Origin of the sequence: Clostridium ljungdahlii (assembly GCF_001636845.1) — a bacterium.
Taxonomy (GTDB): Bacteria; Bacillota; Clostridia; order Clostridiales; family Clostridiaceae; genus Clostridium_B; species Clostridium_B ljungdahlii_A.
In genome coordinates, this window is the sequence record NZ_LITT01000005.1 from 59,209 (window position 1) to 74,504 (window position 15,296).

Annotated in this window: 16 protein-coding genes and 1 pseudogene; 5 read left to right on the plus strand and 12 right to left on the minus strand. The window is 30.8% G+C overall.

Features of this window, described 5'->3' with window-relative positions; genetic code table 11:
• Positions 1-41: 41 nt before the first annotated feature.
• Together WY13_RS02785 and WY13_RS02790 are read right to left on the minus strand one after the other, a co-directional pair.
• The gene (locus WY13_RS02785) at positions 42-1,160 is read right to left on the minus strand and encodes a D-glucuronyl C5-epimerase family protein (protein ID WP_063554189.1); all 1,119 of its coding nucleotides are present in this window, start codon (positions 1,158-1,160) and stop codon (positions 42-44) included.
• Between the two features lie 221 nt (positions 1,161-1,381).
• A complete protein-coding gene (locus WY13_RS02790; protein ID WP_156498950.1) occupies positions 1,382-2,305 on the minus strand; it encodes a GGDEF domain-containing protein in 924 nt (307 codons plus the stop codon).
• Positions 2,306-3,036: 731 nt separating this feature from the next.
• Between WY13_RS02790 and WY13_RS02795 the strand changes: the two genes are divergently transcribed.
• Positions 3,037-3,480: a MarR family winged helix-turn-helix transcriptional regulator gene (locus tag WY13_RS02795; protein ID WP_063554190.1), complete on the plus strand. Its 444-nt coding sequence runs from the start codon at positions 3,037-3,039 to the stop codon at positions 3,478-3,480.
• A 96-nt stretch (positions 3,481-3,576) separates the two neighbouring features.
• On the opposite strand, the gene WY13_RS02800 is transcribed toward WY13_RS02795, so the two are convergent.
• From WY13_RS02800 to WY13_RS02815, 5 genes and pseudogenes are all read right to left on the minus strand, one after another.
• A complete protein-coding gene (locus tag WY13_RS02800) occupies positions 3,577-4,074 on the minus strand; it encodes a GNAT family N-acetyltransferase (RefSeq protein ID WP_063554191.1) in 498 nt (165 codons plus the stop codon).
• A 21-nt stretch (positions 4,075-4,095) separates the two neighbouring features.
• Entirely contained in the window at positions 4,096-4,428 is a 333-nt protein-coding gene (locus WY13_RS02805; protein ID WP_063554192.1) for a class I SAM-dependent methyltransferase, read from the minus strand.
• A 58-nt stretch (positions 4,429-4,486) separates the two neighbouring features.
• Positions 4,487-4,655 (minus strand): annotated as a pseudogene (locus WY13_RS20295) (ATP-binding cassette domain-containing protein); the annotation flags it as partial.
• Positions 4,652-4,882 carry an AbrB/MazE/SpoVT family DNA-binding domain-containing protein gene (locus WY13_RS02810; RefSeq protein ID WP_063554193.1) on the minus strand — a complete coding sequence of 77 codons (231 nt, stop codon included), beginning with the start codon at positions 4,880-4,882 and terminating at the stop codon, positions 4,652-4,654. The gene WY13_RS02810 and the pseudogene WY13_RS20295, both read right to left, overlap by 4 nt.
• 67 nt (positions 4,883-4,949) lie before the next feature.
• Positions 4,950-5,438, minus strand: coding sequence for a DUF2127 domain-containing protein (locus WY13_RS02815; protein WP_063554194.1), 489 nt, complete (start codon positions 5,436-5,438; stop codon positions 4,950-4,952).
• A 300-nt stretch (positions 5,439-5,738) separates the two neighbouring features.
• On the opposite strand from WY13_RS02815, the gene WY13_RS02820 reads away from it, so the two are divergent.
• Positions 5,739-7,034, plus strand: a complete 1,296-nt coding sequence (locus WY13_RS02820; RefSeq protein WP_063554195.1) for a putative ABC transporter permease — start codon at positions 5,739-5,741, stop codon at positions 7,032-7,034.
• A gap of 206 nt (positions 7,035-7,240) precedes the next feature.
• Here WY13_RS02820 and WY13_RS02825 read toward each other — a convergent pair whose 3' ends face one another.
• Positions 7,241-8,182 carry an L-threonylcarbamoyladenylate synthase gene (locus tag WY13_RS02825; RefSeq protein WP_082848354.1) on the minus strand — a complete coding sequence of 314 codons (942 nt, stop codon included), beginning with the start codon at positions 8,180-8,182 and terminating at the stop codon, positions 7,241-7,243.
• A gap of 311 nt (positions 8,183-8,493) precedes the next feature.
• Here WY13_RS02825 and WY13_RS02830 point away from each other — a divergent pair, with 311 nt between their 5' ends.
• The 3 genes from WY13_RS02830 (at position 8,494) to WY13_RS02840 (ending at position 12,002) form a co-directional block, all read left to right on the plus strand.
• On the plus strand, positions 8,494-9,624 hold the full coding sequence (locus WY13_RS02830; protein WP_063554196.1) for a DUF362 domain-containing protein: 1,131 nt from the start codon (positions 8,494-8,496) through the stop codon (positions 9,622-9,624).
• Positions 9,625-9,987: 363 nt separating this feature from the next.
• A complete protein-coding gene (locus WY13_RS02835; RefSeq protein WP_063554197.1) occupies positions 9,988-10,536 on the plus strand; it encodes a tyrosine-type recombinase/integrase in 549 nt (182 codons plus the stop codon).
• An 83-nt stretch (positions 10,537-10,619) separates the two neighbouring features.
• Positions 10,620-12,002: a radical SAM protein gene (locus tag WY13_RS02840; protein ID WP_063554198.1), complete on the plus strand. Its 1,383-nt coding sequence runs from the start codon at positions 10,620-10,622 to the stop codon at positions 12,000-12,002.
• 345 nt (positions 12,003-12,347) lie between these two features.
• Here WY13_RS02840 and WY13_RS02845 read toward each other — a convergent pair whose 3' ends face one another.
• The 4 genes from WY13_RS02845 to WY13_RS02860 all read right to left on the minus strand — a co-directional run bounded on the left by WY13_RS02845 (position 12,348) and on the right by WY13_RS02860 (position 15,295).
• Entirely contained in the window at positions 12,348-12,581 is a 234-nt protein-coding gene (locus WY13_RS02845; protein WP_063554199.1) for a hypothetical protein, read from the minus strand.
• A 101-nt stretch (positions 12,582-12,682) separates the two neighbouring features.
• Positions 12,683-13,390, minus strand: coding sequence for a TVP38/TMEM64 family protein (locus WY13_RS02850; RefSeq protein ID WP_063554244.1), 708 nt, complete (start codon positions 13,388-13,390; stop codon positions 12,683-12,685).
• A gap of 452 nt (positions 13,391-13,842) precedes the next feature.
• Positions 13,843-14,523 (minus strand): YdjY domain-containing protein, encoded by a 681-nt coding sequence (locus tag WY13_RS02855; protein ID WP_082848355.1) that lies wholly within the window; start codon positions 14,521-14,523, stop codon positions 13,843-13,845.
• A gap of 97 nt (positions 14,524-14,620) precedes the next feature.
• Positions 14,621-15,295: a TVP38/TMEM64 family protein gene (locus tag WY13_RS02860; protein WP_063554200.1), complete on the minus strand. Its 675-nt coding sequence runs from the start codon at positions 15,293-15,295 to the stop codon at positions 14,621-14,623.
• Position 15,296: the final 1 nt, after the last annotated feature.

The following is a 15,296-nucleotide window of genomic DNA, read 5'->3' on the forward strand; positions in this document are numbered from 1 at the left end:
AATGTTACACCTCCAGCATGAATTTTTAAACCTTTCAAATACTAATTTTTAACATAAGAAATCCACATATTTCTTATGTTTTTATAATATTCATCCTTGGTAATATTATAAAGGACATTCATTTCTTCAATATGAATACAATGATAAAAGTCAGAACTGCTAGGAGGTCCATTTTTTATAATGTGATATAAATCATAGGATGTGAAGTTTCCTATATCATAATAAGGCAGTATATATTTTAAGCTTAGGAGTCCCTTATTCCAGTATCTTTTAGCCATGTTAGAATAGTATATATTGGGGAGGCAGCGTACACTGCTCCAATCATATAAACCTATCAATGTAAATATATACCCGTTTAATGTATAGGTAGACGTTTTTCCTACATATTGCTGAAAGAATATCTTATCTTCAAGGCTTTTATCTAAAGCACCTAGAGTATCCATAACACCACCTTCTGAAACAGGCGTTAAAAGATATTTAAGCACTCTCTGCCCTGCATTTATATACTTTGAATTTTTAGTTAAATGATAGGCTCTAGTAAATACACTAAGTGCCTGCCCCTGAGACATACTTGAAGCCCATCCTTCATTTAAGCATTCATAATATCCAAATTTAAACTCATATCTTAGAGATCCATCCTTTTTTATACTCTTTATTAGAAAATCCGCTGTATTTAAAAATTTATCTTTATTAACCCCAGTATCCATATACCCATCATATAAATAAAGTGCATATTGGCATATAGTAACTGCATTATAATAAAATTTGCCATTGTATTTTACCATGGGTATGCCGTTTTTATCATATTTAAAGCTAGGAGACTCAAGATAAGCCCAATCCGGCTGATAATTAAAATATTTTTTTACAGGATCATATTCTTCATATAATGTGTAATTGCACTTATTGCTTTTATAATAGTCCACACCATTTTTGCCAATATTCATATACTCCGGGAGGAAAGAATATTTATCCAAAACAGGCACCTTTCTCTCTGCCAGCAGCTTACATATTTTTGCTTCGTTTATAATACTTTTAGGCATATTTTTATTTCCTAAAACTATATTATATCCTTCTATAGCTTTTGAATATTTTTTTTCATTTTGTAATCTTCTGCTATTTTTCAGTATGTTTTTGGCTTCATTTTCAGATACTTCACCCACTTTTAAAAGCCTTTGCTGCTCCAGTAAACACAATTATGTTAATAACCAAAATTATAGCTGTACATATTATCTTTGTAATTATATCTTTTTTAAATTTCATATTTTCTCCTTTTATGACTTTCAAATAATATTAACCTATTATAACTTTTAATATTATTTTCTAATACGTAAAAATATATTCTAAACTTTAATCATAGCTTTCCTGTTTTATATATAAAAAATCAATAATATGGAATTACCTTATTTCTACCCGTATGCTTTGCTTCATATAGAGCAATATCTGCACTTTCTATAATTTGTTTAACATTATTTACAATATCAGGATAAGTTGTAACCCCAATAGATACAGAAATATTAATTTTTTTACCCGTAGATAGTATAAACTCATGCTTTTCTATCGCTTTCCTTATTCGTTCAGCAATTTCTATAGCTTGTTTATTAGGACAGTCTATTAATAATATTGAAAACTCTTCTCCACCGTTTCTTGAAATTATATTAAAAGATCTGCATGCTCTTTTAAGTATTAGAGCAATTTGTTTTAGCACTTCATCACCTGAAGGATGACCATATGTATCATTAATCTTTTTAAACCAATCAATATCTATCATAATAAGTGAAAGCCTTTCTTTTCTTTCAACTGCCCTCTTAGATAAATCATTAAACAAGTTGTTGAAATTTCTAACATTATTAAGCCCAGTTAAAAAGTCTGTGCAGGAATCTTCCTTAAACTTCATAAATAACAAACTTGATTTATCTATATACTCGCAAATATAATATATTATAAATCCAAATATAATTGTTAAAATTGAATATATAATAAAAAATTTGTAAATTGTATTATTGATTTTTACAGTTGACGATACTATATTCATAAAAAGAAAATCGAAAATCAAGCTGCTGATAATCATGCATAGCCATTTTTTTGTTTTCTGTACACTGCATTTAGAAATAATCCCACAGCTAATACTTATACTTAATATTGTAATGGATATAAGTAATGTTTCATAACTTATTAATCCAAATACTATTGAAAAAAAAGAAATTACTACCCCTGTAATAAATGAACATAAGAAGCCGCCGTTTATTGCTGAAATAAGTATAGCAAAATTTTGAAAATCTACCGGTATGTAACCTTTATCTTCCATAATAAAAGGTATCAAAAACCCACCTAAAACTCCTGAAGTAATTCCATATAACACCCTTATCCTTACAGGAGACGATGGGTTTAATAAATGTTCTTTATTTTTAAAAAATTGACTCCATATAAAAAAAAATGAAATGAAAAGAAATATACTATTAAGTAAATGTCTTGTAATAAATAAATAATTATTTATAGGGCAACACCTCAAAACTTGGAAATTCCACCCTGTTAATAAAGAATATTATAAGAGTATTTTACACATTTTAACTTATTTTTTATATACATTATTATTTAGGACGAAATAAATATTTTGTTCTAAAAATGATGATTTTATACTCATTTATTACCCATTTAATTTAATTTCATAAATTGAAAATAATTACACTCTTTATCCCATTTTATTGTAAATTATAACATTACTTTGATATTCTTCTTATAATAATTGGATTTTACTCAATATTATGTTATAATTTATTATACAAAATATTTATAATGTACAATTATCTCGAAAAGAGGAAACTAAATGGAAAGAAAAAGTGACAGAAAAGTAAAATATCTTACCCAAATGGAGAATTTTTCTTTACTCTATTTATTTATAGGTTGAGACATTTTTGAAAATCAATCACATATATATATATTTACTAAAATATAACTTGACAGTATTTTATAAATAATTTAATATAGTTCATAATAGAATTGTTCAATGCTAAATTATATTAATAAGGAGGTGTTTTTATGGATTATAATGATTTAAAGGCAAAAAAGGCCATAGAGGTAGTTCAATCATTTATGTCCATTAGCAAAACTCTAGCAAAATTCACACAGCAAAATGCAGAAAGTTTAGGTTTAACATTGCAACAATTAGGAATTTTAAATACCATATATTCTTCTCCATTAATAACCTTTAAAGAAATAACAGAGAATTTACTCATTTCTAAAAACACAGCAAGTGTTAGCCTTGATGAACTTGTTAATTTAGGTTTAGTCGAACTTAAACCATCTGAAGATGATAGGCAAAAAATTAACCTGATTTTAACTGGTCAAGGCAAGGAAATATCAAAAAAGTCAATTCAAACTCCTGCATCGTACAATGCTATGATTTCCGCACTAGAAAAAATATCCGCAGAAGATGTAGACACACTACTTCGTATTCATAAGGAACTCTCAAAGTTTTTATAATACGGATCTTTAGTTATTTTTACTTATAAGGAAAAGAGATGTTATAAAGTGAAGTTTAATAAAAAAAGTATATTAGTCGATATTTTAATTTTGAACTTATTTATTCAATTTTTTATTAAATCTAACAGCATAAGTTAAATATGGCTCTCCAAAATATTCTTCTTTATCTTTTATGTATCCATGTTTTTTATAAAATAAAATAGCTCTACTATTTCCCTTAAAAGCCCATATCACAATTTCTTTATAACCATATTTAAACGCCTGTTGCTCTGCAAAGTTAAGTAATTGGCTCCCAATTCCTCGATTTTGATAAGCTTGTGAAATATAAATACGCCAAACTTCAAAAGCTCCTATTTTATCATTGTCAACTGTATCTCCAATAGATAATAGTGCCACAATATGCCCATTACATTCATAAACATAGTTTGATAATCTACCAGATAAAAAGTCTACTTTTAATCTCTTTTTCCTATCAAAACAGCCATTATCATTGAGCAATTGTTCATTTACATAGCCATCATATACAGACCTCCAATTATCATTCACAATTTTACAAACAATTTCTATATCTTCTTCTTGAAGCAAACGTATCATTTGATTTATTTCCTTTCTAATTTATCTCTTTCTTGCCCTTACAATTATAATAACAGGAATTTCTTTATTATTTAAATAACTTTTTCTACGCCTTTTCGCATGCTCTATTAATTTACTACTAAAATCAAAAGCAACTACTTTCGCACCTTTTTCAGCCATTCTTTGTGAAAAATTACCTGTTCCACAAGCAACATCAAGTACATAATCATTCTTATTTACTTCAAGTAGTTCCTCAACCCCCGGTCTTACAATACAACAATGAAAATAATTAGAGTTATCTCCCATCCTTTCATCCCAAAAATCTGCGTTTTCATCCCATGCATTTTTGCTTTCCAATACTGTTTCTTCAAACATTATATAACCTCCCCTATAATTTAAAAAGTAACTTTTAATATACTAATATGAAGCCATTAAAATTATTATCAAAAAATAAAATTTTTCCATTATCGGGATGTACAAAATTAACCAATGATTTTAATGTTGTAGATTTACCTGCTCCATTTCTGCCTATAAATCCTGTAATTTTTCAGTTCAAAAGCAGGATATTTCTTACATAGATTTTTTACTTCAAGTACACTCATTCCTTATCACCTTCTCTTTCAGAAATATCTCCATCGAAAATTGTTTCGGTTAATTTAGCAAAAAGTGACTTTGGAGGTATAGCAATACCTTTCTTCTTATCAGCAAGAACTATAATAGTATCACCAGGTTTGATGTCAAAAATGTCTCTAGCTTCTTTTGGAATAACAAATTGCCCTTTTTCACCGATTTTTACTGTCCACGCATACTTGTCTTTTGGGTGCTTCATATTATTTCCTCTTTTCATTATTAAGATTGTATGATAAGTATGATTTGTATAACTAAATTATACTTAATTATTTTAATAAGTCAAAATTTTTTATTCTTCTATATTCTATAAAAGTTAATATTATCATTATAATATCAAAAACAGTTAGTATTATTAGCCAACTTGAAGGATGAAGTATATATCTATAAATTTGGTAGATTATAAACAAAATCAATGATATTATAGTAAGTGGATAAGCCCAAGACTTTCTTTTCCATAGAAATATTATAAGAATTAATTTGACTATTCCATGAGAAATCAAATAAAACACTCCAAAATATTGTGTACTTATAGTAAATTTTGAACTTGCCTTTATCATAAAATTTGCAATAACATCTCTTGGGTCCTCTGATAACTCATGTTGTGTTAACAAAACAACTAAACCACTTAATCTACTTGGATTTAAAAAAAGTAATAAAATTCCACCTGTAATTTCTAAAAAACCATCAATAAACTTTATTAATATTCCAATTTCAAATCCTTTATGAAATATATTACTATTTGTACTAAATTTCATTAAGTTCGATATAATAACCACCTGCTCTCATTACTACTTAAACTAAATAATAAATTATAATACTTATTATTTATATATTTGCTTTATTAATTCATATTGTAAATTATCTTTCCAATTAACCTATATTATAAATAATGATATAGGTTAAATAACATCTTTAGACAATCTCCAAGTTTGAGAGTATTAATAATAGTTACATATTGTATAAAATGATATAATTCACTTATACGTTGATTCGCAAAGGTAAGTTGTAATAAATTTAAGGTTTGAAAATTATAAATTATAGAAAGGAAACAGAATATGCATTATACGGGATATGAGCTTTTTGCTTTTTTTCTGATTTATTCTTTTTTAGGATGGGTAGTAGAAGTCTTAATTGTAAGCTTACGAAAAGGTGATTTTGTTAATCGAGGGATGCTGAATGGGCCACTGTGCCCGGTCTATGGGTTAAGTATTATACTTAGTCTGCAATTTTTAGAGGCGGCGAATGCCAATCCTTTTGCATTGTTTGTCGGGAATGCCGTTCTGGCTACTGTGGTGGAGTATATTGATGGAGGGTTACTGAAACGGATAATCGGCAGACGCCTGTGGAATTATGATAGTCCAAGGTTCTACATTACTTTTGCCTTCGCATATAGTGGCGTTTCCGTGCTGGTTATTTCTCTACTGCAACCATTGGTCTATACGGTAAGCCAGATGATTCCACATTTGTTATTCTGCATTATTCTCTGGATAATCTTTGTTTTACTGATGGTTGACGTTGTTGCCTCATTCGTGGCAGCATTCCATATTCGTAAACAAAGTAGATTAGAACTAAAGGTAACAGAAGGTTTGAGTAATACAAAGAAGATTATGGGACAACGTTTTTTTGCAAGGTTGCAAAAGCGTATTCACGAAGCATTCCCTGAGCTGGAAAATGCCAAACTGAAGCTCATTGATGTTAAAGCGATAGATCAAAAAAAATTTGCGGAAGGCATTTGTTTTGAAAAACTGGTATGGATGTTTTTTATCAGTGCACTGGCAGGGGATTTGATTGAAACCGCATTTGTCTGGGTAAAGTCCGGTAAGTTGATGAGCCGCAGTAGTCTAATATATGGACCTTTCAGTGTGGTTTGGGGATTGGGTGGAATAATTGCCACAGTAATGCTTCATAGATTGATTGATAAAAATGACATATATATCTTTCTGGGTGGCTTCTTCCTAGGTGGCACCTATGAATATTCGTGCAGTGTGTTTACAGAAAAGGTATTGGGTGCCCGTTTTTGGGATTATAGTGACATGCCTTTTAATCTGGATGGCAGGATAAATCTGCTTTACTGTCTGTTCTGGGGACTGCTTGCTATTGTATGGTTGAAGATGATTTATCCATTCGTGAGTAAATATATTGGTAAAATCCCAAGGGTGTTAGGGGAAGTACTTACGTGGTGCATTGTAGTATTTATAGTGCTCAATGCATTAGTCTCAGCTATGGCACTATACTATTATAGTCTACGGATGGCTGGTATATCTGTGAACGGTAAAGTGGAATTGTTCTTTTCTATCTATTATCCTGATACTTTAATGAAAATAATTTATCCAAATGCAGTTTTACCATAAAAGTGATTTAACTTAATGTGCGGTTGTATTACTTCGTATTCTTCTTAATTTTGTTTACTAAATAGATCATATGATAGATATTAATCCTATCATATGATCTATTTATATATAACTACTATACTCACAAATTTCCCTTATATAGTGCATACTTTTCAGTACATGACATGGCTGACTATCCCATCAATTATTTAATTTTTATAGTTAATTTATATATTAATAACATCCCCTGCACTTGCTTTTTCTAATCTATTTATTATAGAATTTCCTAAGCCACTGTCTTTAGGTGCTTGCACATAAATATGACTTACATTCAATTTATCACATTCTCTAAGCAAATCAAATGTCTTTTGTGCTGCTACATTTAACGTTTTAAAGCTTCCTAAGCTATATACATGCTCATAATTTTTAAAATCTTTTAAAAATTCCTGAAAACAAATTACAGCATTTTCTTCATTTGCATTTTCTTTAACACTTAATAAATTCTTTTTATATACAAGATTAGGAATTACCTTACGTATATCATCCAAGCTTATGGCCCCAGGTCTTAGAAGTACTGGATCTGGAGTCGACATGTCTATAATTGTTGACTCTAATCCAATTGAACATGGACCTCCGTCCAAAATACAAGGGATTTTTCCATTTAAGTCATTATAACAATGCTCAGCACTGGTAGTCGACGGTTTCCCTGATAAATTTGCAGATGGGGCTACTAGTAGAGTCCCGCTTTCTTTAATTATAGCTCTTGCTATTTCACTTTTTGGGAATCTAACTCCCACAGTTTTCATTCCTGCACTAACTGTATCTGAAATACAATCTTTTTTATTAAAAATCAAAGTTACTGATCCCGGCCAGAAAGCATCAAATACTTTCTCTGCACCTTTATGAATATCTTTACATATACCATAAACTTGTTCTAGTTTATATATATGTACCAATAATGGATTGTCTTGTGGCCTTCCTTTAACTTCAAATATCTTTTTTACTGCATTTTCATTAAATGCATCTGCAGCTAATCCATACACAGTTTCCGTTGGAATCGCAACAACTTCCCCCTTTTTTAGATATTCTGCACCTTTTACAATGTTCTGGTAATTAGCATTTAAATCTTTAACATATAATACTTCTGTTTCTATAGGTTTTACCACCATTTATAATTCACCTTCTATTTCTGTAATATGCGTGCTATACAAATAATTTTATCTCATAACATTTTACTATTCTGTATTAACTAGCATTAGTCATATGTTACACCGTATTACTCGATCTTCAAAGTATTGTTCTCTGTCTTTTTCATTACAAACTTTAAATTTATAAAAAATTTCTTGACCTAGAACTAACTTTATCCACTACAATAAATATGATATAGTAAATTTAGAATTGAGAAAAGGAAGATATAGGTGATTCCACCGCAAAGAATACATAAAATCAATCAATACTTTTTAAAATGGGAGTGATTATAATGAAAAAATCAAAGGTATATTTTACAGATTTTCGTACAAAACTTGGAGAAGGTCTTCCAACCAAGTTAAAAAAGTTGATTAAAAAAGCAGATATCGAACAAATCGACATGGATAACAAGTTCGTTGCCATCAAAATGCACTTCGGTGAACTAGGCAACTTAGGCTTTCTGCGTCCAAATTATGCAAAGGCTGTAGCCGACGTTGTTAAAGAACTTGGCGGAAAGCCATTCTTAACTGACTGTAATACCTTGTACCCTGGCAGCCGCAAGAATGCCCTTGAGCACCTGGAATGTGCATGGGAAAACGGCTTTACTCCTCTTACAGTAGGCTGTCCTGTTATCATTGGTGATGGTCTAAAGGGTACCGATGATATCACAGTACCGGTAATAGGTGGTGAATATATAAAAGAGGCAAAAATCGGTCATGCAATTATGGATGCTGACATACTTATCAGCCTGACTCACTTCAAAGGTCATGAAGCAGCCGGTTTCGGTGGTACCATCAAAAACATTGGTATGGGCTGCGGATCTCGTGCTGGAAAAAAAGATCAACACATTAATGGTAAACCTCATATCATACAGGAGAAGTGTAAAGGATGCCGCAGATGCCAAAGAGAATGTGCCAATAATGGTTTGATGTTTGATGATGTAAAAAAGAAAATGACTATCAATACAGAAAATTGTGTAGGCTGCGGACGCTGCTTAGGTGCATGTAATTTTGGCGCTATCGCATTTACAAACTGGGCAGCCAATAAGGAATTGAATTGCCGCATGGCGGAATACACCAAAGCGGTAGTAGATGGCCGCCCTTGCTTTCACATTTCCCTTGTGATAGATGTTTCACCTAACTGTGACTGCCACAGCGAAAATGATACTCCGATCCTACCAAATCTAGGCATGTTCGCTTCCTTCGATCCACTAGCACTGGATCAGGCCTGTGTGGATGCCTGTATGTCAGCTACACCGCTGCCAAACAGCCAATTATCAGACAATATGTCAAAACCTAACTTTAAGGATCATCATGACCACTTTACCAACTCCACACCAGAATCGGAGTGGCGTACCTGCCTCGCCCATGCAGAAAAAATAGGTCTTGGCAGCCGTGAATATGAGTTGATTACTATCAAGTGATTCTTAGGTTCAGATGGAGTTTGCTTATAAAGATGACTTTCTCCAGCTGAACCTTATTAGCAGTATTCTTAGTGTCTTTAGCACTTAGAATACGTTATCCTTTAGGGAAAACTATTTAAGTCTTTTGAATAGTAAGGAAGTGATTATCTGTAATGTTACATTTGAACCAGGATGTCATAATAACTGACATATCCATCATGGTAGTGGGCAGATATTTATTTGTGTCGATGGTCATGGCTGGTATCAGGAAATGGATTATTTCTATGTAACTACCTGTAAATTTTTATATTATTTTTTGTTCCAATGTATTGTTTTTATGGTATAATATAAAAAACAATACATAACTTTCAGGAGGAAAAAGTGATGGTTGTGGATCCAATTAGAGATAAAAACAAGATAGACGCATTGCTCATGCATTTAAAAAATAAAAGTGAAAGAGACTGGCTGTTAGCAAAATTTCAATTAAACACGGGATTAAGGATTAGTGATGTGATTAAAGTTAGAGTACAAGATCTAATGACTTCCTATCTTAGTTTCAAGGACGATCTTGTGATTCAAAAAAAGAAAATCAAATTAAATAGCAGCCTTAAAAAAGCTCTAAATGCCTATATAGAGCATAATAATCTTGGACAAACTTTTTATATTTTCCAGAGCAGAAAAGGCTTAAATAAACCCATAAGTGTGACACAAGCTTATAGAATTCTAAAAGCTACAGCTGTAAGTCTGCATATAAAAAATTTTGGGACTCACAGCTTAAGGAAAACATGGGGATACTGGACTTATAAGGCAAACAGATACAATATCAGCCTTATTATGGATACATTTAATCATTCATCAAAAAAGATCACTCTTAGATATATTGGAATAACTCAGGAAAATAAAGATGATTTATATTCTTTAATTCAATTTTAATTTATAGTATCTATATAATATACTATAAATTTTATGGTGATATAGGCAAAAAAATTTTAAAAATTTGCTGGGAGGAATCTTATATGAAAATAAAAAATACTTTAGAAAAAAACACTAAACAAGCTATTGTAAACAAAGTCATTAATTATCTTGATAAAAACCCAGGAGAAAATGTAAATAAGATATTTGCAGCTATTAAAATGCTGACAAAAGATAAATCTGCATTAGCTCAGATTGAGTTTGTTGAGAATTACTACAACAACGATAAATCCAAACATGAATTTATCCAGGATATTTTAAAAAATACAGATACAAAATGCTTAAAGAAATTTTTTACTAACTTCTTTGCAAATGCAAATTGGTATGCTGGTCCTAAGAGACAAAAATACATGGATGAAGATGATACTAAAATACCCTTTGTCATGCTTTTAAGTCCATCTATGAGGTGTCCACTTCACTGTAAAGGATGCTATGCTTCAAGCTACAGTAAAAAAGATGATATTCCACCGGAAGAAGTTGATAGGATTATAGGAGAAGCAAGAGATCTTGGAATTTATTATATTATTATTCTAGGTGGCGAGCCTTTCTTCAATGATTATCTTTTGGACATATATGAAAAATATGACGATGTAATGTTTACACCATTTACTAGTGGACTTTTACTCAATGAAAAAATTGCAGATAGAATCAAGAAATGCGGTAACGTAATACCTATGCTTTCAATTGAAGGATTTGAAAATGATACTGATGCCCGTAGAGGAAAAGGAACATACCAAAAAGTTTTAAAGGCTATGGACATGCTCCATGAAAGGGGTATATTATTCGGAGTATCTTCAGCAGTTACAAGAACTAATATAAACACCGTACTCAGTAATGAATTCACAGATATGCTAATTGAAAAAGGTTCTAAAATGAGCTGGTACTTTTTATTCATGCCTGTTAATGGCGAAGATGAAGATTTTAATATGATGCTTACAGCAGAACAGAGAGATTACCTTGGAAAAAGAGCTAGAGAAATAAGAGCTAATAAACCATATTTTACTTTAGATTTCTTTAATGATGCCCCATATGTAGGTGGGTGTATAGCAGGTAAATATTATTTTCATGTTAATTCAAAAGAGGATGTTGAACCTTGTATATTTTCTCACTTTTCAACAGTTAACTTAAAGGGTAGGCATTTAATTGATGCTTTTAGGGATCCTTTTTTCAAAAAGCTAAGGTCAATACAGCCTTATAATAAAAATATGTTAAGACCATGCATGATGATAGATAACACGAATGTTATAATTAATGTATGTAATGAGGTTGGAGCAAAGCCTGACGATTCTGGAGCAGAAAAAATGCTTCACGACAATGAATTTCATAAAAAAATAACAAAATCAGCAGAAGATTTTATACCATATGCAGAAAAAACATGGGATGAAGTTTTTAAGAAAAAAGGTAATGATAATTTTGCTAAAGGATAAGGCAATGCTGAGGAGCAACCTGAGCACCCATTGGTGTTCTTTACAGAAACAGATGGTTTTAAACTATCCGTTTCTGGGGGAACAAAAAGCGATAAACCTCAGTGGTTTGGTGACACAGTCCCCAGGTTAAGCTCTTTTATTTAAGATTTCACTAAATGAAAGATAAAATTTTATCCCATCTATTCTATTTTAGATAAGTAGACGGTAATCTTCACAGATACCGCCCCTTTCAGAACCAGACGTTCCCAATTAAGGCATCCGGCTCCCCATATGAAGCTATTCACACAAAGATAGGATTTAGATTTATTAAAGAATATGGCTTGGGATTTACTAATGGGTAATGTTCTAGTAGTTTTGCCATATTATACTTAGTGGAAGATTTCTATTTTTTTCTATACTATCATCAGCATATCTTGTAATATAGCATTCACCTTTACAGCGTTTTGATAATACTTTTGCAAACCATAAATAAAGAGTGTAGTGTAGATACATATTTGCTAAAAGTGGAAACAAACTTCCACCCTGTACTATGCTTGCAAGTTTTGTTCTCACCGTTATTCCGGTTCTAAGTCCGGGCAAGGAAGGTCTAATTATGTTTTATAAAAACAGTTTACCCTTAATAATAATTTTATCTGACGACTAACTATGTTAATATTTCAATTAAGTAAAATTCATTGATTTTAAATTTCTTTAATTTTATCATTATCTTTTTTCTTATCATTCCACATTTTTTTAACCAAAACAATTAATGTACTTAATGCAAATAACATTAAAAGACCAATTACAAATGTTTTTACTGTACCTGTTAACATTCCTCCTATATAAGAATATATAATAGTTGCAGGAAGCTGTCCTATACCTGTTGCCACAAAGAATGACCAAAAGCTCATAGATGTTAAACCTGCAGCATAACTAACTATATCAAAAGATATGAAAGGTAGTAGTCTAGCAATTAAAATTGCATATTTACCGTATCTTTCAAAAAACTCATCAATCTTTTTTAAAGCTGTTCTACTTGTAAGCTTTTCCACTACATCTCTTCCTAAAATTCTTGCAATATAATAACATAATGCAGCTCCTGCCATAGCACTTGACCATGATAACATCGCTCCTTTAACCCATCCAAAAAGTCCTGCATTAGCAAAGGTTATTATAAATGCTGGAAGCGGTGCAATTACAGATTGTAATATCATTAGTAAAAAAGAAACAACTGGTGCCCAAATTCCAAAGCTAAGTATATATTCCCTTGCTGCTTTAACATCTACATTTTTCAATACGGAAATTGCTTGATTTACATTAGATTTTATTGGTGGCACAAAAACATATAAGCAAACAACTATAAAAATGCAGAGAAATTTTTTTATATTTCCTTTAAATACATTTTTCAATTTAATTCCACCTCTCTCAAAAAAACATAAAATAAGTCCACCTATTAAAAAAACTAGCAATGCTATATTTATACTAAAAAAATTTATATTAGATTCTTTTATTCCTTCCCTTATAATAGCTGCAGGAACAACTTGTATTCTTTCCTTACCTAAAACTATTATGGATATAGTAGTACAAACTAAAACATTTAAAGTTGTACTAATTAAATTCAATTGTAATATACGTAATTTAAATCTTTTAATTAACATTGCAACAATTAAACTTAATAACATGGTTATAGGAATAAAAATACCTGTATTTATTCTCATTTCAAGCCATTCATTTTGAAAAGCTAAAATAGAAATAAGCATACCCCATATGAAACTATTATATAGTAATCTAAAGATTTTCATATTGCTTCCTCCTAAAATAAAGGATACGGAAGTATTCTTCCGTACCCCTCTAATTAACATTACTCAGCTAGTCTAAATATTACAGTTACCTTGGTTCCATCTTTAGGAAGTACATCCTTTTTACCATAAAATTTCACATTTTTTAAAGCTTCAACTTCACCTGCTTTATAAGATGCATTACTTACAATTCCTGTAGCACAACTGTCTAGACATAGCACACATCCTGTGTTATTTTTATTTGCTCTATCAATATTTCCACCAAATCTAAAATCCATTGATCTTAATGGTAAATCATTACCCTTATAATCAGTTGATTTGATTACATCGCCAAATGGTATCTCTTTTCCAAGACCATCCCATGTAACAAAAACGTTAACCTTTGAACCTTCTATGCTCTTTGCTCCTTTTTTCATATCTTCAGCAGTTAAATTGTTTCCTGGCTTTGCTCCTAGTGACATCATTGCTTCATAGAATTTTTTCTCATCAGCTAATCCTCTTAGTATAGATTTTTCTCCATTTTTACCACCTTTATATACTACTGCATGTCTTGTACCTTCTGTAAAGTACTTTCCATTTACTTCTGCCTGCATTTTTACTTCCTTCTTGTCTTTATTAACAGTCATCGTTTCTTCCTTTACTGATGGTTTACTTTGTTGTGACTGCTGCTGTTTATTTGAACATCCTGCTAACACCATTCCGAGAAGCAATATTGAAGCAGCAATTGATATAATTTTTTTCATTTTTTGTTCCCCCTCTTATAATTCTTAAATTTCTTTAATATGCTTACTTATTCTACTTAATTAACTTAGAATTATTTCTCATTGATATTTACCAATTTTAATCGTTTACTTTACTCTTTAACCCTTTAACTGATATTTTCTTTTTCATAAAGTAGGAAAATATCATAAGCAATACTAATATTAATACTGCTCCAAAGAATTCTAGTGAGAATATGTTTCCTGACTTATCTCCTAAATTTGCATACACCCAAACTCCCGGAATTATACCAACAAAGGTAGCAAGTGCAAAATCTTTATACTTTATCTTCGAAAGCCCTGCACCATAACTTATTACATCAAAAGGAACCAAAGGTACAAGTCTTAATATAAGTATAAATAAAAAACCTTTCTTTTCAATACCATCTTCAAACCATTCTGCTTTACCTTTGATAAGCTTTTCAACCAATCCTCTTCCAAATATTTTTGAAATAAAAAATGATATCGTTCCTCCACATACAGCTCCAATAATAGTATAAAGCGTTCCTATACCTACACCAAAAATCATCCCCCCTGCTATCGCTAAAACTGCGTCTGGAAACAGTGTCAGAGGAATTATAGTAAACATAATTATGTAGATAATAGGAGCAAGCATTCCAAAAGAACTAATATAATTTTTCATACTCTGTGGAGTGCAATTTTCCAATGCTCTTGATGATTTACACAAATACATTACTAAAACAATTATTATAGCCATTAAAACTATGCTAATATATTTTTTACTAATTTTGTGCATC